Origin of the sequence: Streptomyces sp. TG1A-60 (assembly GCF_037201975.1) — a bacterium.
GTDB lineage: Bacteria > Actinomycetota > Actinomycetes > Streptomycetales > Streptomycetaceae > Streptomyces.
The window spans coordinates 2989485-3007832 of the sequence record NZ_CP147520.1; the positions used below are offsets into that span (position 1 = coordinate 2989485).

The 18348-nt window shown below is 72.3% G+C and carries 16 protein-coding genes and 1 pseudogene; 9 read left to right on the forward strand and 8 right to left on the reverse strand.

What is annotated here, in order from left to right; all coding sequences use genetic code 11:
- Positions 1-104 precede the first annotated feature (104 nt).
- A complete protein-coding gene (locus WBG99_RS12360; protein ID WP_338896381.1) occupies positions 105-428 on the forward strand; it encodes an LPXTG cell wall anchor domain-containing protein in 324 nt (107 codons plus the stop codon).
- A gap of 121 nt (positions 429-549) precedes the next feature.
- On the opposite strand, the pseudogene hutH reads toward WBG99_RS12360, so the two are convergent.
- The 5 genes and pseudogenes from hutH to WBG99_RS12385 all read right to left on the reverse strand — a co-directional run bounded on the left by hutH (position 550) and on the right by WBG99_RS12385 (position 7388).
- Positions 550-2087: pseudogene (gene hutH / locus WBG99_RS12365) on the reverse strand (histidine ammonia-lyase).
- 381 nt (positions 2088-2468) lie between these two features.
- A complete protein-coding gene (locus tag WBG99_RS12370; RefSeq protein WP_338896382.1) occupies positions 2469-3638 on the reverse strand; it encodes a sensor domain-containing diguanylate cyclase in 1170 nt (389 codons plus the stop codon).
- 265 nt (positions 3639-3903) lie between these two features.
- Positions 3904-4722, reverse strand: a complete 819-nt coding sequence (locus WBG99_RS12375; protein ID WP_338896383.1) for an enoyl-CoA hydratase-related protein — start codon at positions 4720-4722, stop codon at positions 3904-3906.
- A gap of 445 nt (positions 4723-5167) precedes the next feature.
- A complete protein-coding gene (locus WBG99_RS12380) occupies positions 5168-6295 on the reverse strand; it encodes an adenylate/guanylate cyclase domain-containing protein (RefSeq protein WP_338896384.1) in 1128 nt (375 codons plus the stop codon).
- A 208-nt stretch (positions 6296-6503) separates the two neighbouring features.
- Entirely contained in the window at positions 6504-7388 is an 885-nt protein-coding gene (locus tag WBG99_RS12385) for a biotin--[acetyl-CoA-carboxylase] ligase (protein WP_338896385.1), read from the reverse strand.
- Positions 7389-7625: 237 nt separating this feature from the next.
- On the opposite strand from WBG99_RS12385, the gene WBG99_RS12390 reads away from it, so the two are divergent.
- The 4 genes from WBG99_RS12390 (at position 7626) to WBG99_RS12405 (ending at position 10449) form a co-directional block, all read left to right on the forward strand.
- Complete coding sequence (locus WBG99_RS12390) at positions 7626-9215, forward strand: acyl-CoA carboxylase subunit beta (protein ID WP_338896386.1); 1590 nt, start codon at positions 7626-7628, stop codon at positions 9213-9215.
- Between the two features lie 17 nt (positions 9216-9232).
- Entirely contained in the window at positions 9233-9442 is a 210-nt protein-coding gene (locus tag WBG99_RS12395) for an acyl-CoA carboxylase epsilon subunit (RefSeq protein ID WP_338896387.1), read from the forward strand.
- Positions 9443-9514: 72 nt separating this feature from the next.
- Positions 9515-9643, forward strand: coding sequence for a hypothetical protein (locus tag WBG99_RS12400; protein ID WP_338896388.1), 129 nt, complete (start codon positions 9515-9517; stop codon positions 9641-9643).
- 182 nt (positions 9644-9825) lie between these two features.
- A complete protein-coding gene (locus WBG99_RS12405) occupies positions 9826-10449 on the forward strand; it encodes a nucleoside triphosphate pyrophosphatase (protein ID WP_338896389.1) in 624 nt (207 codons plus the stop codon).
- A gap of 27 nt (positions 10450-10476) precedes the next feature.
- Here WBG99_RS12405 and WBG99_RS12410 read toward each other — a convergent pair whose 3' ends face one another.
- Entirely contained in the window at positions 10477-10923 is a 447-nt protein-coding gene (locus WBG99_RS12410; RefSeq protein ID WP_338896390.1) for a hypothetical protein, read from the reverse strand.
- 353 nt (positions 10924-11276) lie between these two features.
- Between WBG99_RS12410 and WBG99_RS12415 the strand changes: the two genes are divergently transcribed.
- A complete protein-coding gene (locus WBG99_RS12415) occupies positions 11277-13049 on the forward strand; it encodes a biotin carboxylase N-terminal domain-containing protein (protein ID WP_338896391.1) in 1773 nt (590 codons plus the stop codon).
- 180 nt (positions 13050-13229) lie between these two features.
- Positions 13230-13796, forward strand: a complete 567-nt coding sequence (locus WBG99_RS12420) for a helix-turn-helix domain-containing protein (protein WP_338900313.1) — start codon at positions 13230-13232, stop codon at positions 13794-13796.
- A gap of 435 nt (positions 13797-14231) precedes the next feature.
- Here WBG99_RS12420 and WBG99_RS12425 read toward each other — a convergent pair whose 3' ends face one another.
- Positions 14232-15239, reverse strand: a complete 1008-nt coding sequence (locus WBG99_RS12425; RefSeq protein WP_338896392.1) for a DeoR/GlpR family DNA-binding transcription regulator — start codon at positions 15237-15239, stop codon at positions 14232-14234.
- Between the two features lie 123 nt (positions 15240-15362).
- Positions 15363-16811 (reverse strand): NAD(P)H-quinone dehydrogenase, encoded by a 1449-nt coding sequence (locus WBG99_RS12430; RefSeq protein ID WP_338896393.1) that lies wholly within the window; start codon positions 16809-16811, stop codon positions 15363-15365.
- Positions 16812-16978: 167 nt separating this feature from the next.
- Here WBG99_RS12430 and WBG99_RS12435 point away from each other — a divergent pair, with 167 nt between their 5' ends.
- Complete coding sequence (locus WBG99_RS12435) at positions 16979-17416, forward strand: gamma-glutamylcyclotransferase (protein ID WP_338896394.1); 438 nt, start codon at positions 16979-16981, stop codon at positions 17414-17416.
- Between the two features lie 101 nt (positions 17417-17517).
- Positions 17518-18342, forward strand: a complete 825-nt coding sequence (locus WBG99_RS12440) for a purine-nucleoside phosphorylase (protein ID WP_338896395.1) — start codon at positions 17518-17520, stop codon at positions 18340-18342.
- Positions 18343-18348 lie beyond the last annotated feature (6 nt).

The window sequence follows — 18348 nt, forward strand, 5'->3', positions numbered from 1 at the left end:
GAGCGTACGGCGCACAGGTCACGCGACTTTCCCACGACCCGCGCCTTTCACTAGCATCGCTCCCTACGGCCAATTCGCCAGCGCCACAAGGGGATCGATATTCCGTGTCCGTCGCACGTCGCGCGTCGCCCACCGCCCGCCGGTCCCTGCTGACCGCCACCGCCGCGGGCGCCCTCCTGGGTGCCCTGTGGTTCGTGCCGTCCGCGAACGCGACGCAGGACGCCCCGGCCCCACGCCGGCAGACGACCACGACGGCCGACACGACTCCTCCGGGCGGCACGACTTCTTCGGGCAACCCCAGCACCGCCCAACTCGCCGACACCGGCAGCCCCAACACCACCCCCTACGTCATCGGTGGCACCGCCCTCCTGGGCCTGGGCGGGGGTTTCGTCGCGTACTCGATCCGCCGCGAACGCGAGGTGTACTGACCACCGTGGGGTGACCGGGGCCCCCGTACCGCTGAGGAGCGGGGGAACCGCGCGAGCAACCACACACCCCGCACCCGCCGAGCAAGCCCGCATCCTCCGCCGGCGGAGGCGAAAGGCCCCCTCACGCCAGTGGCCCGGTCACCCCCTCCGCCGCCGCGACCAACCGCCCGTCCCGAACGAACGCCTCGGCCGACGCCAGATCAGGCGCGAGGAACCGATCCCCCCGGCCCCCTCGACCCCGGCCTCCCGTACGGCCTCCACGACCGCCCGAGTGGCCGCCGCGGCCACCAGCCCCTCCCGCAGCTCGACCGCCCGCGTCCCGGCGTACAACTCGACCGCCAGCACCCGCGTGAGATGGTCCACGGCGGTACGCAGCTTCCGGGCGGCCGACCACCCCATCGACACGTGATCCTCCTGCATCGCGGAGGACGGAATCGAGTCGGCGGAAGCCGGCACGGCGAGCCGCTTCAGCTCACTCACCAGAGCCGCCTGCGTGTACTGGGCGATCATGAGCCCGGAGTCCACCCCGGCGTCGTCCGCGAGGAACGGCGGCAACCCGTGCGACCGGTTCTTGTCGAGCAGCCGGTCGGTACGCCGCTCGGCGATCGAGGCCAGGTCCGCCACGGCGATCGCCAGGAAGTCGAGGACGTACGCGACCGGCGCCCCGTGGAAGTTGCCGTTGGACTCCACCCGGCCGTCCGGCAGGACGACGGGGTTGTCGACCGCCGCCGCCAGCTCCCGCTGGGCGACGAGCCGCGCGTGCGCGACGGTGTCGCGTCCGGCCCCGGCCACCTGCGGAGCGCACCGCACGGAGTACGCGTCCTGCACGCGCGGCGCGTCGTCCTGGTGGTGCCCGGTGAGCCCGGAGCCCTTCAGCACGGCGAGCATGTTGGCGGCGGAGGCCGCCTGCCCCGGGTGCGGGCGGATGGCGTGCAGTTCGGGCGCGAGGACCTTGGCGGTGCCGAGCAGCGCCTCCAGGGTGATGGCGGCGGTGATGTCGGCCGACGTGTACAGCCTCTCCAGGTCGGCCAGCGCCATGACCAGCATGCCGAGCATGCCGTCGGTGCCGTTGAGGAGGGCCAGCCCCTCCTTCTCGCGCAGCTCGACGGGCGCGATGCCGTGTGCGGCGAGCAGCTCGCCGGCCGGCCGTACGACACCGTCCGGGCCCTCGGCGTCACCCTCACCCATGAGCGTGAGCGCGCAGTGGGACAGCGGCGCCAGGTCGCCGGAGCAGCCGAGGGAGCCGTACTCGTGCACGACGGGAGTGATCCGGGCGTTGAGGACGTCGGCCATGGTCTGCGCGACTTCGGGCCGTACGCCCGTGCGCCCGGAACACACCGTCTTCAGCCGCAGGAACATCAGCGCGCGGACGACCTCGCGCTCCACTCTCGGCCCCATGCCGGCCGCGTGCGAGCGGACGATGTTGCGCTGGAGCCGGGCGCGCAGCTCCTGGCTGATGTGCCGGGTCGCGAGGGCGCCGAAGCCGGTGGAGACCCCGTAGACGGGGTCCGGCTTGGCCGCCAGCGCGTCCACGATCTCGCGGGCCGCGGCGAGGGCCGCCACCGCCTCGTCGGAGAGCTCGACCCGGGCGCCGGCGCGCGCCACGGCGAGGACGTCGGCCGCGGTGACCCCGGACGTCCCGAGCATCACCGTGTCCACAGAGTGCATATTCATATTCAGGATCGTAGGGACTGAATCGTCGAATGTCACGACCGAACGGGGAGAGGACTCCTTACCCGCGCGTACGGAGCAGTTCGGGCCGCTGGTGCCCGCCGACGAGGCTATCCGCGTAGATCGGAAGCAGATCGGAGAACGATCGGAGAAGCATCCGAGGTTGATCAGATTCCGGCAGCCCAGAGCATTGACGGCACCTGCTCGCCCTTAGGGTCGAAGCATCGGATGACGCGATGGCCCCCTCCTTTCCCGGTCGCGCTTTCCGCCGGGTCCTCCGGACCACCACAGACCCGCCTACGGCCCACTCCCCCCTTGGCCGTGGGCAGCCCAGGGCAGCGCGGCGACCCGACCCGCGCGCGGCCCGCCCTAGGACCGGCGCCCGCGAATGCGGCGCCGGTCCCCCGGGCGCGCGGGGTCGACCGGCGGGGGCGGCCGGTCGGCGAGGCTGACCACGGGGTCCTCCTCACCGTCGCCTTCCCGCCCGGCGACGACCGGCTCGACGGAACCGGCGGCCTTGGCCCGGTACTGCGCGGCGTCGGCGAGCCGGAACAGCCGCCGGGCCGAGCGCAGCGGCCCGATCGGGTCCCCGGTGGAGGCGACCCCGCAGGCGACCCCGTCGCCCGGCTCCAGCGCCCGCGCCCGTACGCAGAGGTCCCCGGCGACCCGTACCACCTCGTCCGCCGACGGCCCGACGGCGAGCAGACAGAACTCGTCGCCGCCGAGCCGCGCGGCCAGCACCTTCGGCAGTTCGGCCGCGCAGCGCGAGAGCACCGAGCCGAACCGTTCCAGCAACTGGTCGCCCATCGCGTGCCCGTAGGTGTCGTTGACCTTCTTCAGGCCGTTGAGGTCGCAGACGACGAGGCTGATCACCGTGCCGTCGCGCCGGTGCGCCTCCATCGCCTCGTCCAGTCGCAGGTCGACCGCGCGCCGGTTGCCCAGCCCCGTGAGAGAGTCGGTGAAGGCCAGCCGCCGGGCCTCCTCCAGCCGCTCGGACTGCGCGATCCCGGCCGCCACGACCGAGGCGAGCACGGTGGCGAACGCCGCGTCGTCACCGTGGAAGACGGGCTCTCCGGCGGGCCGGGCCACATACAGCTCGCCCCACGCCCTGCCGTTCAGCACGACGGGCGCCACCACGCAGCAGCCGCGCCCGCGCCGGCGCAGCGCCGCGACCCGCTGATGGCAGTAGCCGCCGGGGCGCCGCCCGGCGGCCGGTCCGGCCGCCGTCTCCACCCAGGCGTTGGGCTCACCGCCCTCCAGCCACCGCTCGTGCAGGAACTCCGCGATCTCCGGGAACTGGTGCACCGGGTACGTCTCGTCCTCGGGGAACTCCTCCTCGTCCGCCGCCAGGTTCCCCACGTTGACCAGCACCCGCAGCACCCCCCGCTCCCGCTCCCACACGGACAGCGCGGCGAAGCTCCCGGACAGCGCCCGGCACGCCCCGTCCGCCGCCGCCCGCCACGACTCGCGCGGCGTGTGCGCCCCCGCCATCCCCCGCGCCAACGCCACCACGGCCCTCAGCCGTCTGTCCTCACCCATCACTCCAGGCTAGGGAGCTTTGAGGGTATTTGAGATGTTAGTGGAGCGAACAGGGGTACGGGTGGGTGCGGGCGGTGGTCTGATGCCTGTCGGGATGGGCCGAGAGGAGGCTGGTGCCGGTACCGGAGGGTCTGGCGCCGACCGAGGGAGAGGGCCTGCCGCCGACCGAGGCGGGCAAGCCTGGGGCCGACCGGCCGAGGCGGGCCCCGTCACTCCCCGGGCGGCCGGGGTCCCGCGCCGTGAGGTCACCCGGCCGCCCCATGACTCACTCCCCCGGCCAGTCGGGCTTCCGCTTCTCGTTGAAGGCGGCCACGCCCTCCGTCCGGTCTCCCGAGAAGGCCACCGAACGCCATGCCGCGTCCTCGACGTCCAGCCCGGCGCGCAGGTCGAGCCCGTGGCCGAGCCGGAGCGCGCGCTTGGCCGCACGCAGCCCGACGGGCGAGTTCGCGGCGATGCGCGCGGCCAGCGCCAAGGCCTCCGCCCGGTCCCGCCCCTCCTCCACCACCTGGTCCACGAGCCCCAGCTCCCCCGCCTCGACCGCCTCCAGCCGCCGCGCCGTGAAGATCAGCTCGGCGGCCCGCGCGGCCCCCACCCGACGCGGCAGCAACTGCGTGCCCCCGCCGCCGGGAATCACCCCCACCGACACCTCCGGCAGCCCCACCACCGCCGTACGGTCGGCCACGATCAGGTCGCAGGACAGGGCCAGTTCGAAGCCGCCGCCCAGCGCGAAGCCGTGCACGGCGGCGATGGCGGGCATCGGCAGCTCCAGCACGCCGGTGTACGCCGCCCGCGCCACGGGCCGCTGCCGCACCAGGTCGGCGTCGCTGAACGAGTTCCGCTCCTTCAGATCCGCCCCCACGCAGAACGCCCGCTCATGCGTCGACGTCACCACGACCACGCGTACGTCCCGGTCGGCGGCCAGCGCCGCGCACGCCGCCGCGACGGAACGGGCCATCTCCGTCGACACGGCGTTCATGGCCTTGGGCCGGTCGAGGACCAGCTCGGCGACATACTCGTGCCGCCGTACGACGACGAACTCCCCGTACCGCCGCCCGTCCCGCCCCACTGCCGCGCCGTCACCCATGACACCCTCCCGGTTAACGTCGGTTAACTACTGCCGCCCCGATCATCGCAGCCGGGCCCTTCCGGGGAAAGCCGTGGTCGGCTGTGGGTGCTGCCGCCGGCGGCTGGGTGGGCGCCGGACGGGGCGGGGCGGGGGCTTCGGGCGTGCGGGCCGTCGAGGGCGCGGGAGGGGCACGTCGGCGGCGGGGCCCCACACAAGCGACACGGTGCGGCGGGGCCCGGCGGGCAAGCCGGCGACCTCACCGGTACCTCAGCCCATCGCCACTCGACCCACGGGCCATGACCGGCGCGTCACTCAAGCTCACCCGTCCCGAGCCACGCTCTCCGCACCACACACCCTCGGCCCGCCGGTCCGCCGCCCCGCCACGCCGCTCACGGGCTTCAGCGCCTCAGGGCCACCCGACCCGCACCCCACACGCCCGAGGCGCCCGACGCGCGTCGGGCCCTCACGCCCTCCCCGGCCTGCGCGTCAGCAGCCACGGCTGGACCACGCCCAACCCGCGCACGGGCCGTTGCCACATCGGCTGGAGGGCGAAGCGGTAGGTGGGAAGCTCCTCGCCCTCCTTCTCGGCGGCAGCAGCGGCCTCGGCGGCATCGGCCTCGGATGCGGGGGCCTCACCGGTGCGGGTGAGTTCCTCGGCGAAGGCGCCGTCGACGAGGACCGCGTCCTTGGGCGCTATCGAGGTGAGCCGGCTCGCGAGGTTCACGGTCGAACCGAAGACGTCGCCCATCCGGGTCGTCACCGTGCCGAAGGCCATGCCGACGCGCAGCTCGGGCATGGTCTCGTCGTTTGCCATGGTCTCGATGAGCCGCAGGGCGATCTCCGCGGCCACGCCGGCGTCATCGGTGGCGTACAGGACCTCGTCGCCCAGGGTCTTGACGAGCCGGCCGCCGTTCGCGGCCACCAGGTCCGCCGCCGTCGTCTCGAAGGCCTCGACGAGTTCACCGAGCTCCTCCTCCTCCATGCGCCGGGTCAGGCGCGTGAAGCCGACGAGATCGGCGAAGCAGACCGCCAGCCGCCGGTCGACCATCTCCTCGTCGTCGGCCGCCTGCACGACCCGCCCCGTCGCGGCGGCGAGCTGCCGCCGCCAGACGTAGACGAGGAACTCCTCCAGCTCCGGCAGCAACAGCTCGACCAGGGGGTACGTCACCTCGGTACGGGTCATGCCCGGCTCCGGCGGCTCGGTCAGGCCCTCCAGGAAGGAGTCGATCTGCCACTCGGCGAGCCGCGCCGTGGTCTGCCCGGTGGAACGGGCCACCTGTACCGCCATGGCCTCACTCAGCAGCCCCGCCTCGACGAGACCGGCGAGCCGTCGCAGCGCCAGCACGTCCGCCTCGGTCAGCGCCTTGGCCTGGCCGATGTCCGCGAAGCCCATCGCCCGCCAGAAGCGGGACGCCAGCTCCATGGAGACGCCCGCGCTGCGCGCCGCCTGGAAAGGGGTGTAGCGGCGCTCGGCACCGAGGATGAGCCCTTCGAGCCGCAGCGCCAGCGGGTCCTCCTCGCCGGCGTCCGCGCCCGGCGGGTCGACTCGGCCGTGCGCGTCCGTGCCGGAGCCCGTGTCCTCGACGCTCACGCCTGCTGCCCTTCCGATCTCCCGCGGTCACGTACTCGACCGGCCTCAACTCTACGGCAGGTGTGCGCCAGCTCACTCCGTCAGGTGGGCCGAAGGGCGCGTACCCCCTTTCCGGTGCCTGTATCCAGCATCAATGTCCGGCATCCCCACGGGCCACCCGAAGGAGCGACGTCCCCGGACCCCGCCGCAGCCCTCCGGAGCGGGGCCGTCACACAGGCCGCAGGTGCACGATGTCCCCCGCTCCCACCGGTTCCTGCATGCCGTCCTCCGTCGCGAGCACGAGCCGCCCGTCCCCGTCCACCGCCACGGCCTCCCCCACGACCGACCGGTCTCCGGGCAGCTCGGCCCGCACCTTCCGTCCCAGGGTCGCGCACCCGGCGGCGTACGCCTCCTGAAGACCGCTCACCGACGGATCACCGCCGGCGGCCCGCCACCGCCCATACCAGCCCTCCAGGGACCGCAGCACGGCCCGCAGCAGCGGATCGCGGTCGGTGGTCAGCGCGCCCGCGAGCACCAGCGACCCGGCCCCGGGGACCGGCAGCTCGTCCTCCCGCAGGCTGACGTTGACACCGATACCGATCACCACGCCCTCCGCGCCGGCGCGCTCCGCGAGGACACCGCCGGCCTTGCGCTCCTCGCCGCCCACGGTCACCAGCAGGTCGTTGGGCCACTTGAGTGCCGTGTCGACCCCGGCGGCGCGGGACAGCCCGGTCGCCACGGCGACGCCGGTGAGGAGCGGCAGCCAGCCCCAGCGCTCGACGGGCACCTCGCCCGGCTTGAGGAGGACGGAGAAGAAGAGTCCGGAACGCGCGGGCGCGGTCCACGTCCGGTCGAGGCGCCCGCGCCCCGCGTCCTGCTTCTCGGCGACGAGCACGGCCCCCTCGGGCAGCCGGTCGGCGCGCCCCGCGAGGTCGGTGTTGGTGGAGCCGATGGCCGACACGACGTCCAGGGAACTCCACAGCCCGCCCTGCCGGACCAGCGCCCGGCGCAGCGCGGCGGAGTTGAGGGGCGGCCGGTCCAGGTCGGACCACCGGCTGCCGCTGGAGTCGTCGGAGTGGCCGGGCTTGTCGTCTGAGGCATCTCGCGGCGTCATGCAACCCACCCTAGGTGTGGTAAACGCCGCACTGCCGAACGGTAGGCGCAGCACTACGCTACGGATGAGTAACCGCCGCCACTTCTGAGCACGTACTGATACGACCCGATACGCCCCGTTCCCTCGACGTCCGCCGCACGCCCCGCAGGTCCCGCACGTCCCCGCACGACCCTCACGTCCCCGCACCGCCCTCACCACCCTCACGTCCCCATTGAGCAGGCAGGGAGCCGCATCCCGATGTCCGAGCCGGAAGAGATCGACATTCACACGACCGCGGGGAAGCTCGCGGACCTGCAGCGCCGTATCCATGAGGCGACGCACGCCGGCTCCGAGCGCGCGGTGGAGAAGCAGCACGCCAAAGGCAAGTTGACTGCCCGTGAGCGGATCGGCCTGCTGCTCGACGAGGACTCGTTCGTCGAGTTCGACGAGTTCGCCCGGCACCGCTCCACCGACTTCGGCATGGAGCACAACCGCCCCTACGGCGACGGCGTCGTGACCGGCTACGGCACCGTCGACGGCCGCCCGGTCGCGGTCTTCTCCCAGGACTTCACCGTCCTCGGCGGCTCCCTGGGCGAGGTCTTCGGCCAGAAGATCATGAAGGTGATGGACTTCGCCCTCAAGACGGGCTGCCCGGTCGTCGGCATCAACGACTCCGGCGGTGCCCGCATCCAGGAGGGCGTCATGGCGCTGGGCATGTACGGCGAGATCTTCCGCCGCAACACCCACGCCTCCGGCGTGATCCCCCAGATCTCCCTCGTCGTCGGCCCGTGCGCGGGCGGCGCGGTCTACTCCCCCGCGATCACCGACTTCACGGTCATGGTCGACCAGACCTCGCACATGTTCATCACCGGCCCCGACGTCATCAAGACGGTCACCGGCGAGGACGTCGGCTTCGAGGAACTGGGCGGCGCCCGCACCCACAACGCGACATCGGGCGTGGCGCACCACATGGCGGGCGACGAGAAGGACGCCGTCGAATACGTCAAGCAGCTCCTGTCCTACCTCCCGTCGAACAACCTCAGCGAGCCCCCGGCCTTCCCGGACCAAGCCGATCTCGCCGTCACCGACGAGGACCGCGAGCTGGACGTGCTGGTTCCCGACAGCGCGAACCAGCCGTACGACATGCACACGGTCATCGAGCACGTCCTGGACGACTTCGAGTTCTTCGAGACCCAGCCTCTGTTCGCGCCGAACATCCTCACCGGCTTCGGCCGCGTCGAGGGCCACCCGGTCGGCATCGTCGCCAACCAGCCGATGCAGTTCGCCGGCTGCCTGGACATCGACGCCTCCGAGAAGGCGGCTCGTTTCGTCCGCACCTGCGACGCCTTCAACGTCCCGGTGCTGACCTTCGTCGACGTCCCCGGCTTCCTTCCGGGCGTCGGCCAGGAACACGAGGGCATCATCCGCCGCGGCGCCAAGCTGATCTACGCCTACGCCGAAGCCACCGTCCCCCTCATCACGGTGATCACCCGCAAGGCCTTCGGCGGCGCCTACGACGTCATGGGCTCCAAGCACCTCGGCGCGGACCTCAACCTCGCCTGGCCCACCGCCCAGATCGCCGTCATGGGTGCCCAGGGCGCGGTCAACATCCTCCACCGCCGCACCATCGCCGCCGCCCCCGACGCCGAACGCGAGGACGTCCGCGCCCGCCTCGTCCAGGCATACGAGGACACCCTCCTCAACCCCTACACGGCGGCCGAACGCGGCTACGTCGACGCGGTCATCACCCCCTCCGACACCCGCCGCCACCTCGTCCGCGGCCTGCGTCAACTGCGTACCAAGCGGGAATCCCTTCCCCCGAAGAAGCACGGCAACATCCCCCTCTAGGTCTGCTGGGAGCCGACATGACCATCAAGGTCGTACGGGGCAATCCGACCCCGGAGGAGCTGGCCGCCGCACTGGCGGTGGTCCGCGCCCGCGCCGCGGCGGCTGCCGCCGAGCCGCCCGGCGCGCCCGACACCCGGGACTCCTGGTCCGACCCGTCCCGCATCGCCGCCCACCGCCTCCCGGCCCCGGGCCCCACCACGTGGAGCCGCACCTACTGGCCCGGCTGAGCGGAACCTCTGCCACCGACTTGAGTACGCGTACTCAGGCGCCCGGCCCCCAGGGCGACGCACCATCGCAGCATGCTCTGGTCCGACCCCGAGAACGAGCCGCCGAAGGAACTGCGCGACACGCAGGACATGCTTCGGCGGCTCGGCATCCTCATGGCCTGCGCCATGCTCGTGGCCATGCTCGTCCTGGGCATCCTCTGACCGAAGGCCGGGGGCCGGGGGCTGGGGGCTGGGGGCTGGGCAGCGGTAGGCCGCGCGACTCGGCGCTCACCAGGTGCCGCCGCGCCCACCGTGGCCGCCTCAGCGGCACGACTGCACGCCGGCCGGGGAGGGCGGCACGGGACCGACGCCGGCACCCGCAGCCACGCCGATACCCTGGCCCCATGACCGATCCGCAGCCCCGCCGCCGCCTCGTCCTCGCCTCGCAGTCCCCCGCCCGCCTCAACCTGCTCCGCCAGGCCGGCCTGTCCCCCGAGGTGATCGTCAGCGGCGTGGACGAGGACGCCGTGACGGCCCCCACCCCCGCCGACCTCGCCCTCGCCCTCGCCGAGGCGAAGGCCTCCGTCGTGGCGGCGAAGCCGGAGGTCAAGGGCGCCCTCGTCATCGGCTGCGACTCGGTCCTCGACCTCGACGGCGAAGCGCTCGGCAAGCCCGCCGACGCCGAGGAGGCCACCGCCCGCTGGAAGTCCATGCGGGGTCGCGCCGGCACCCTCCAGACCGGCCACTGCGTCTACGACACCGCCACCGGCCACCACACCTCCGCCACCGCCTCCACGGTCGTCCACTTCGGCGACCCCAGCGACGAGGAGATCGCCGCGTACGTCGCCTCCGGCGAACCCCTCCATGTGGCAGGCGCGTTCACCCTCGACGGCCGCTCGGCCCCGTTCATCAACGGCATCGAGGGCGACAACGGCAACGTCATCGGGATCAGCCTTCCCCTCGTCCGCCGCCTGCTGGACCGACTGGGCGTGGGGATCACGGAGTTGTGGACGCCGCGCACGAACTGACCTGCGAGCGTGAGCCGATCCGCGGCGTCACGAAGCGCTGGACGCCGAGGACACGACCGCGTCGGACGGTTCGCCCGCCCCGTCCCGCCGCTCGTACGTCATCAGTGTGAGCAGCACCAGCCCCAGCACCACCATCATGAACGCGAACGCCCCCCACCCCACCAGCCCGACGGTGAGCGCCCCGAGCAGCCCGTGCACGACGGCCACGCTGATGAGCAGGATCCGTCCGAGCCCGGCGGCGGGCCGGTTGCGTACCGCGACGAGCAGGGCGACCACCCCGCAGAGGACGAAGTAGAGGCCGAAGACCAGCCCCCCGGCCTTCGTCGAGACGGACATCGCGTCCGGATCGAGCCCGGCGAGCGACATCTTCTGCCGGTCGACGACGGTGCCGAGGAACCACTGCAGCCCGGCGATCCCGAGCCCCTCCGCGATCAGCACGATCGCCGTGACCACCGCCACCGGTCTGCGGATCACCGGCCCCCACCCACTTCCACTTACCCCAGGTACACCTTCGAGACATCGCGAACGCTACTAACGGGTAAACCCGGGGACAAGGGTTATCCCGAGAGCAAAGAATCGTTGGGCCATTAGTAGGGACTCCACAAAGAAACCCGACCTGCCGCAGCGCTGCCACACAGAGACCTTGACCACATCAGAGGGCTAGGGTTTGGCCGTGGTGTCCTACGCCATGCTGTGCGACAAGGGATTTCGCCGGTCGAGCGAGCCTCTGCTAACGCTGCGTGTGGGCAAGCTCACCATTGTGGACGGGTCGAAACGCCGTGTCGGCAGTCCCTAAACTCGGCTTGTTTCAAGGAGAGGGAGCCATCGTGCGCAAGGTGTTGATCGCCAACCGAGGCGAAATCGCTGTCCGCGTCGCCCGGGCGTGCCGGGACGCCGGGATCGCGAGCGTGGCCGTGTACGCCGATCCGGACCGGGACGCGCCACACGTGCGGGCCGCGGACGAGGCGTTCGCCCTGGGCGGTGACACTCCGGCGACCAGCTACCTGGACATGGGCAAGGTGCTGCAGGCCGCGAAGGACTCCGGCGCGGACGCGATCCACCCGGGTTACGGCTTCCTCTCGGAGAACGCGGACTTCGCGCAGGCGGTCCTGGACGCGGGCCTGATCTGGATCGGTCCACCCCCGCAGGCCATCCGCGACCTGGGTGACAAGGTGGCGGCCCGTCATATCGCCCAGCGCGCGGGCGCCCCGCTCGTCGCGGGCACCCCGGACCCGGTCTCGGGCGCCGAGGAGGTCGTGGCGTTCGCCGGGCAGCACGGTCTGCCGATCGCCATCAAGGCGGCGTTCGGCGGCGGCGGCCGTGGTCTGAAAGTCGCCCGCACCCTGGAGGAGGTCCCGGAGCTGTACGACTCCGCCGTCCGCGAGGCCGTGGCGGCCTTCGGCCGGGGCGAGTGCTTCGTGGAGCGCTACCTGGACAGGCCCCGCCACGTCGAGACCCAGTGCCTGGCCGACAGCCACGGCAACGTGGTCGTCGTCTCCACCCGCGACTGCTCCCTCCAGCGCCGCCACCAGAAACTGGTCGAGGAGGCGCCGGCCCCGTTCCTGTCCGAGGCGCAGAACGCCGAGCTGTACGCGGCGTCGAAGGCCATCCTCAAGGAGGCCGGCTACGTCGGTGCCGGCACCGTCGAGTTCCTGGTCGGCCTGGACGGCACGATCTCCTTCCTGGAGGTCAACACCCGCCTCCAGGTGGAGCACCCGGTCACCGAGGAGGTCACCGGCATCGACCTGGTGCGCGAGATGTTCCGCATCGCCGACGGCGAGGAACTGGGCTACGACGACCCGCCGCTGCGCGGCCACTCCTTCGAGTTCCGCATCAACGGCGAGGACCCGGGCCGCAACTTCCTCCCGGCCCCCGGCACGGTCACCACGTTCACCCCGCCCGCCGGCCCCGGTGTCCGTCTGGACGCGGGTGTGGAGTCCGGCAGCGTGATCGGCCCGGCCTGGGACTCCCTCCTCGCCAAGCTGATCGTCACCGGCGCCACCCGCCGGCAGGCCCTGCAGCGCGCCGCCCGCGCTCTGGAGGAGTTCACCGTCGAGGGCATGGCGACGGCCATCCCCTTCCACCGGGCGGTCGTCAGGGACCCTGCGTTCGCCCCCGAACTGACCGGTTCGACGGACCCGTTCACGGTCCACACCCGCTGGATCGAGACCGGGTTCGTCAACGAGATCAAGCCCTTCGCCGTCCCCGCCGACACCGACGCCGAGGACGAGACGGACCGCGAGACGATCGTCGTCGAGGTCGGCGGCAAGCGCCTGGAGGTCTCCCTCCCCGCCGCCCTCGGCATGACCCTGGCCCGCACGGGCCTCGCGGCGGGCGCCAAACCCAAGCGCCGCGCGGCGAAGAAGTCGGGCCCGGCCGCCTCCGGTGACACCCTCGCCTCCCCGATGCAGGGCACGATCGTCAAGGTCGCCGTCGAGGAGGGCCAGGAGGTCAAGGAGGGCGACCTCATCGTCGTCCTGGAGGCCATGAAGATGGAGCAGCCCCTCAACGCCCACCGCTCCGGCACCGTCAAGGGCCTGAGCGCCGAGATCGGCGCCTCCGTCACCTCCGGCGCGTCGATCTGCGAGATCAAGGACTGAGGACCGCAGGACACAGCCCCGCGCCCCTCGGCTTCCAGGGGCGCGGGGCGCCGCGCGGACACCGCACCCGCGGAAATTCCCCCGTCACCCGAGCTCCCAGTCTGCAGAGACCCCGGCGAAGAGAGCAGGTGACGCTTGGTGAGCACCCTCCCGGCCCGGCCCCCCGCGGGGGCCCGCCCGATGCGGGCCGACGCCCGCCGCAACCATGAGCGCCTGCTCACGGAAGCCCGCCTCGCCTTCGCGGCCCACGGCACCAACGCCTCCCTGGAGGACATCGCCCGCCGCGCGGACGTGGGCATCGGCACCCTCTACCGCCACTTCCCCAACCGCCAGGCGCTGCTGAGCGCGGTCTTCGAAGAAGCCGTGGGCGACCTCCTGGCCCGCGCCCGGACACAACTCGGCGCGGCCCGGCCCTGCTCCGCGCTGATCTCGTGGCTGCGCGACATCATCACCCACGCGGGTGAATACCGCGGTCTCGCCCAGGCCCTGATGACGGTCTCCTACACGGACTCCCGCACCGAGGCGGAACACCCGTCGGACCTGGCCAGGTGCTGCGCCCCCATCCGGGAGGCGGGCACCGCCCTGCTCCAGCGGGCGCAGCAGGCGCACGCCGTACGCGACGACGTGTCCATCGGCGATCTGCTCCAGCTCACCCACGCGATCGCGCTGGCGGCCGAGGAGAGCCCGGACGACCCGGAGTTGGCCGACCGCCTGCTGACGCTGACCCTGCGCGGCCTGAGACCGTGACGGTGTGCCTCCAGGGTCCGTCGCGCGGGCCGTGCCGGCTTCGGCCCGCGGCGCCTGATGGCCGCCGGTCAGCGGGGCTCGGTGCGGGCGGCTGCGAGGCGGAGGAGAGCGTCGACGTGACGGGGGTCCCCACGCCTGCAAGGAACAGTCGACGCGATGGGGTCCCCCACGCCTTCAAGGAGTGGGGGAACGCGCACCAAGCCCCGCGGCCCGGGAGTGATCCGAACGACAGGCTTTGGGGTCCTTGCGCTATGAGCGCCCGGGTCGCGTGGTCTGGCACCGCACCTCGCCGCGTCGCCGAAAAGCCCTGGTAGCTCCTCCCCACGCTCGACTTCGCCCGCGCGGGAGGGGCCCCCGTCGAGGGCCCTCCGACGCCTTGCGACGCACGGCACCAGACCACGCGACCTCATCGGGCGCTCAAAGTGCAAGGACCCCTCAGCGGCGCCGCAGGTCCGCGACCCGGGCCGCGCGCTCCCTCTCCCGCTCACCGGCCGCCGACTGCTCCCCCAGGACCGCGGCGCTGCGCAGTTGCGGTGCCGAGCCGTGGACCTGGTTGCGGCGGGGGCCCGGCAGGGGCATGTCCCGGCGCGGCTGGCGCGCCGGGACGGGATCGCCTCCCGTACCACCGCCGCCGGCCGCCCCGGCCACGGAGATCTGCACGCCCTGGTCGGCCAGGGCCTGCAACTCGGTGACGGCACGGTCGTCGTTGCCCGGCGGGTCGTCGGTGACCAGGCGGGTGATCACATCGGTCGGCACCGTCTGGAACATCGTGTCGGTGCCGAGCTTGGTGTGATCGGCGAGGACGACGACTTCGGCGGCGGCCTGGACCAGCGCGCGGTCGACGGACGCCGACAGCATGTTGGACGTGGACAGGCCGCGCTCGGCGGTCAGTCCGCTCCCGGAGAGGAACGCCTTGGAGACGCGCAGCCCCTGGAGGGACTGCTCCGCGCCGGAGCCGACCAGGGCGTAGTTGGAACCGCGCAGGGTGCCGCCGGTCATCACGACCTCCACACGGTTGGCATGGGCCAACGCCTGGGCCACCAACAGGGAGTTGGTGACGACGGTCAGTCCGGGGACCCGCGCGAGCCGGCGTGCCAGCTCCTGCGTGGTGGTCCCCGCCCCGACCACGATGGCCTCGCCTTCTTCGACGAGGCTCGCGGCGAGGTCGGCGATGGCCGTCTTCTCGGCGGTCGCGAGATGAGACTTCTGCGGAAAGCCGGACTCCCGCGTGAACCCGCCCGGCAATACCGCACCGCCATGCCGGCGGTCGAGGAGTCCTTCTGCCTCCAGAGCGCGCACGTCCCGCCGTACGGTCACTTCGGAGGTCTGGACGACGCGGGCGAGCTCACGGAGCGACACGGCTCCATTGGCCCGCACCATTTCGAGGATCAATTGGCGACGTTCTGCAGCGAACACGAAACTGACAGTAACGCCAACGACCATCTCCTTTCAGCAGTTTGCGCCGAATAACAGAAGTTGTTCGCACGGTAGGTCGAGAGGTGATATAGGAGCCGTCGGGGGCGGAAACGTGGGCAGTCCCGGGGCCCGGACCCGCCCGCGTGCGCGTCAGGCGCCGTCGCCGGACTTCCGGGTGTGCAGCTGTCGCGCGACCTCGGCGATCGATCCCGACAGGGACGGGTACACGGTGAAGGCCTTCGCGATCTGCTCGACGGTCAGGTTGTTGTCGACCGCGATCGAGATCGGATGGATGAGTTCGGAGGCGCGCGGGGAGACCACCACACCACCGACCACGATGCCGGTGCCCGGCCGGCAGAAGATCTTGACGAAGCCGTCCCGGATGCCCTGCATCTTGGCGCGCGGGTTGCGCAGCAGCGGCAGCTTCACCCCGACGGCGTCGATGACCCCGGCGTCCAGGTCGGCCTGGGTGTAGCCGACGGTGGCGATCTCGGGGTCGGTGAAGACGTTCGAGGAGACGGTCTTCAGGTTGAGCGGGGCCACGGCGTCGCCGAGGAAGTGGTACATCGCGATACGGCCCTGCATGGCGGCCACGGAGGCGAGAGCGAAGACCCCGGTCACGTCACCGGCGGCGTACACGCCGGGCGCCGTCGTCCGGGAAACCTTGTCGGTCCAGATGTGCCCGGACTCCTTGACCTTGACCCCGGCCTCCTCCAGCCCCATCCCCGCGCTGTTGGGGATGGCGCCGACGGCCATCAGGCAGTGCGTCCCGCTGATGACCCGTCCGTCGGCGAGCGTCACCTCGACCCGGTCCCCCACCCGCTTGGCGGACTGGGCCCGGGACCGCGCCATGACGTTCATGCCACGCCGCCGGAAGACGTCTTCGAGGACCGCGGCGGCGTCCGGGTCCTCGCCCGGCAGCACGCGGTCACGGCTGGACACGAGCGTGACACGCGACCCGAGCGCCTGATAGGCACCGGCGAACTCGGCGCCGGTCACACCGGACCCGACCACGATCAGCTCTTCCGGCAGCTCGTCGAGGTCGTAGACCTGCGTCCAGTTGAGGATCCGCTCCCCGTCCGGCTGCGCGTCGGGCAGCTCCCGCGGATGACCGCCGGTGGCGATGAGCACGGCGTCGGCGGTCAGCGTCTCCTCGGACCCGTCGGCCACCCGTACGACGACCTTGCGCGACCCGTCCAGGTCCTGCTGCCCGTCCAGCCGCCCGCGCCCGCGCATGACCCGCGCGCCGGCGCGCGTCACGGAAGCGGTGATGTCGTGCGACTGCGCCAGCGCGAGCCGCTTCACACGCCGGTTGACCTTGCCGAGGTCCACCCCGACGACACGCGCGGGCGTGTCGATGTGCGGGGTGTCGTCGGCGACGATGATCCCCAGCTCCTCGTACGAGGAGTCGAAGGTCGTCATCACCTCGGCCGTGGCGATGAGGGTCTTCGACGGCACGCAGTCGGTCAGCACCGACGCGCCACCCAGACCGTCGCAGTCCACGACGGTCACCTCCGCGCCGAGCTGCGCGGCCACCAACGCCGCTTCATATCCGCCGGGTCCGCCACCGATGATCACGATCCGAGTCACATGTTCCATTGTCCCGTACGAGCGCGGGTGGCACTTCCCCGGGGGTTCCCCGCGCCCCCTCAGGGGCGCGGGGAACCCCGCGACCAGCCCCGACGAGCCCGCAGCCGCCACACGACAGTGCCCCCGACCCCTCAGGCACCCGACCTCATCCCACCCCCTCCCGTACTCTCTCCCCCATGTCGCTCTACGCCGCCTACTCCGGCAACATGGACGCGCGGCTGATGTCCCGCCGCGCCCCCCACTCCCCGCTGCGCGCAACCGGCTGGCTGAACGACTGGCGGCTGACCTTCGGCGGCGAGCACATGGGCTGGGAGGGCGCCCTGGCCACGGTCGTCGAGGCGCCGCGCTCCCAGGTCTTCGTGGCGCTGTACGACATCGCCCCCATGGACGAGGAGGCGATGGACCGCTGGGTCGGCGTCGGCCTGGACATATACCGCCGGATGCGGGTCCGCGTCCACACACTGGAGGGCGAGGAACCCGCCTGGGTCTACGTCCTCAACGGCTACGAGGGCGGCCTGCCCTCGGCCCGCTACCTGGGTGAGATCGCGGACGCGGCGGAGTCGGCGGGCGCGCCCCACGACTACGTGATGGAACTGCGCAAGCGCCCCTGCTGAGAAAGCCCCCGTGGGAACTGTCGGAAACGACAAGACAACGATCCCGATGCCGTGAGCCCCGCCATCTACGCGCGTAGGCTCGCACCGGCTACCCTCATCGCGTGAACGCATCTCTTCTTCCGGACGACATCCAGGGCGACCCCTACGCCGCCGCCGACGCCGCCGCCGCGCGCCTGCGCGAGCTGACGGGCTCCGAGACCCACGACGTCGCCCTTGTGATGGGCTCCGGCTGGGCTCCGGCCGTGGACGCCCTCGGCGCCCCCGAGGCCGAGTTCCAGGTCACCGAGCTGCCCTGTTTCCCTCCGCCGGCGGTCGAGGGGCACGGCGGCAAGGTCCGCTCGTACAAGATCGGTGACAAGCGCGCGCTCGTCTTCCTGGGGCGCACCCACTACTACGAGGGCCGCGGCGTCGCCGCCGTCGCACACGGTGTCCGTACGGCCGTCGCCGCGGGCGTGAAGACGATCGTGCTCACCAACGGCTGCGGCGGTCTCCGCGACGGCATGCGCCCCGGCCAGCCGGTCCTCATCAGCGACCACCTGAACCTGACGGCCACGTCGCCGATCGTCGGCGCGAACTTCGTCGACCTCACGGACCTCTACTCCCCGCGCCTGCGCACCCTGTGCAAGGAGATCGACCCGACCCTCGAAGAGGGCGTCTACGCGCAGTTCACCGGCCCCCACTACGAGACCCCGGCGGAGATCCGCATGGCCCGCGTCATCGGCGCGGACCTGGTCGGCATGTCGACGGTCCTTGAGGCCATCGCCGCGCGTGAGGCGGGCGCGGAGGTCCTGGGCATCTCCCTGGTCACCAACCTGGCCGCAGGCATGACCGGCGAACCCCTCAACCACGAGGAGGTCCTCCAGGCGGGCCGCGACTCGGCCACCCGGATGGGCGCGCTGCTGACGCAGGTACTGGGTCGCCTGTAGACGCGG

What these genes read in the sequence shown, in the direction of transcription:
- WBG99_RS12435 (WP_338896394.1), top strand. Translation starts at nt 16,979, where the DNA reads ATGTCGCTCTACGCCGCCTACTCCGGCAACATGGACGCGCGGCTGATG.
- WBG99_RS12375 (WP_338896383.1), bottom strand. Translation starts at nt 4,722, where the DNA reads ATGGGTGACGGCGCGGCAGTGGGGCGGGACGGGCGGCGGTACGGGGAG.
- WBG99_RS12430 (WP_338896393.1), bottom strand. Translation starts at nt 16,811, where the DNA reads ATGGAACATGTGACTCGGATCGTGATCATCGGTGGCGGACCCGGCGGA.
- WBG99_RS12390 (WP_338896386.1), top strand. Translation starts at nt 7,626, where the DNA reads ATGTCCGAGCCGGAAGAGATCGACATTCACACGACCGCGGGGAAGCTC.
- WBG99_RS12400 (WP_338896388.1), top strand. Translation starts at nt 9,515, where the DNA reads ATGCTCTGGTCCGACCCCGAGAACGAGCCGCCGAAGGAACTGCGCGAC.
- WBG99_RS12395 (WP_338896387.1), top strand. Translation starts at nt 9,233, where the DNA reads ATGACCATCAAGGTCGTACGGGGCAATCCGACCCCGGAGGAGCTGGCC.
- WBG99_RS12405 (WP_338896389.1), top strand. Translation starts at nt 9,826, where the DNA reads ATGACCGATCCGCAGCCCCGCCGCCGCCTCGTCCTCGCCTCGCAGTCC.
- WBG99_RS12370 (WP_338896382.1), bottom strand. Translation starts at nt 3,638, where the DNA reads ATGGGTGAGGACAGACGGCTGAGGGCCGTGGTGGCGTTGGCGCGGGGG.
- WBG99_RS12420 (WP_338900313.1), top strand. Translation starts at nt 13,230, where the DNA reads ATGCGGGCCGACGCCCGCCGCAACCATGAGCGCCTGCTCACGGAAGCC.
- WBG99_RS12385 (WP_338896385.1), bottom strand. Translation starts at nt 7,388, where the DNA reads ATGACGCCGCGAGATGCCTCAGACGACAAGCCCGGCCACTCCGACGAC.
- WBG99_RS12425 (WP_338896392.1), bottom strand. Translation starts at nt 15,239, where the DNA reads ATGGTCGTTGGCGTTACTGTCAGTTTCGTGTTCGCTGCAGAACGTCGC.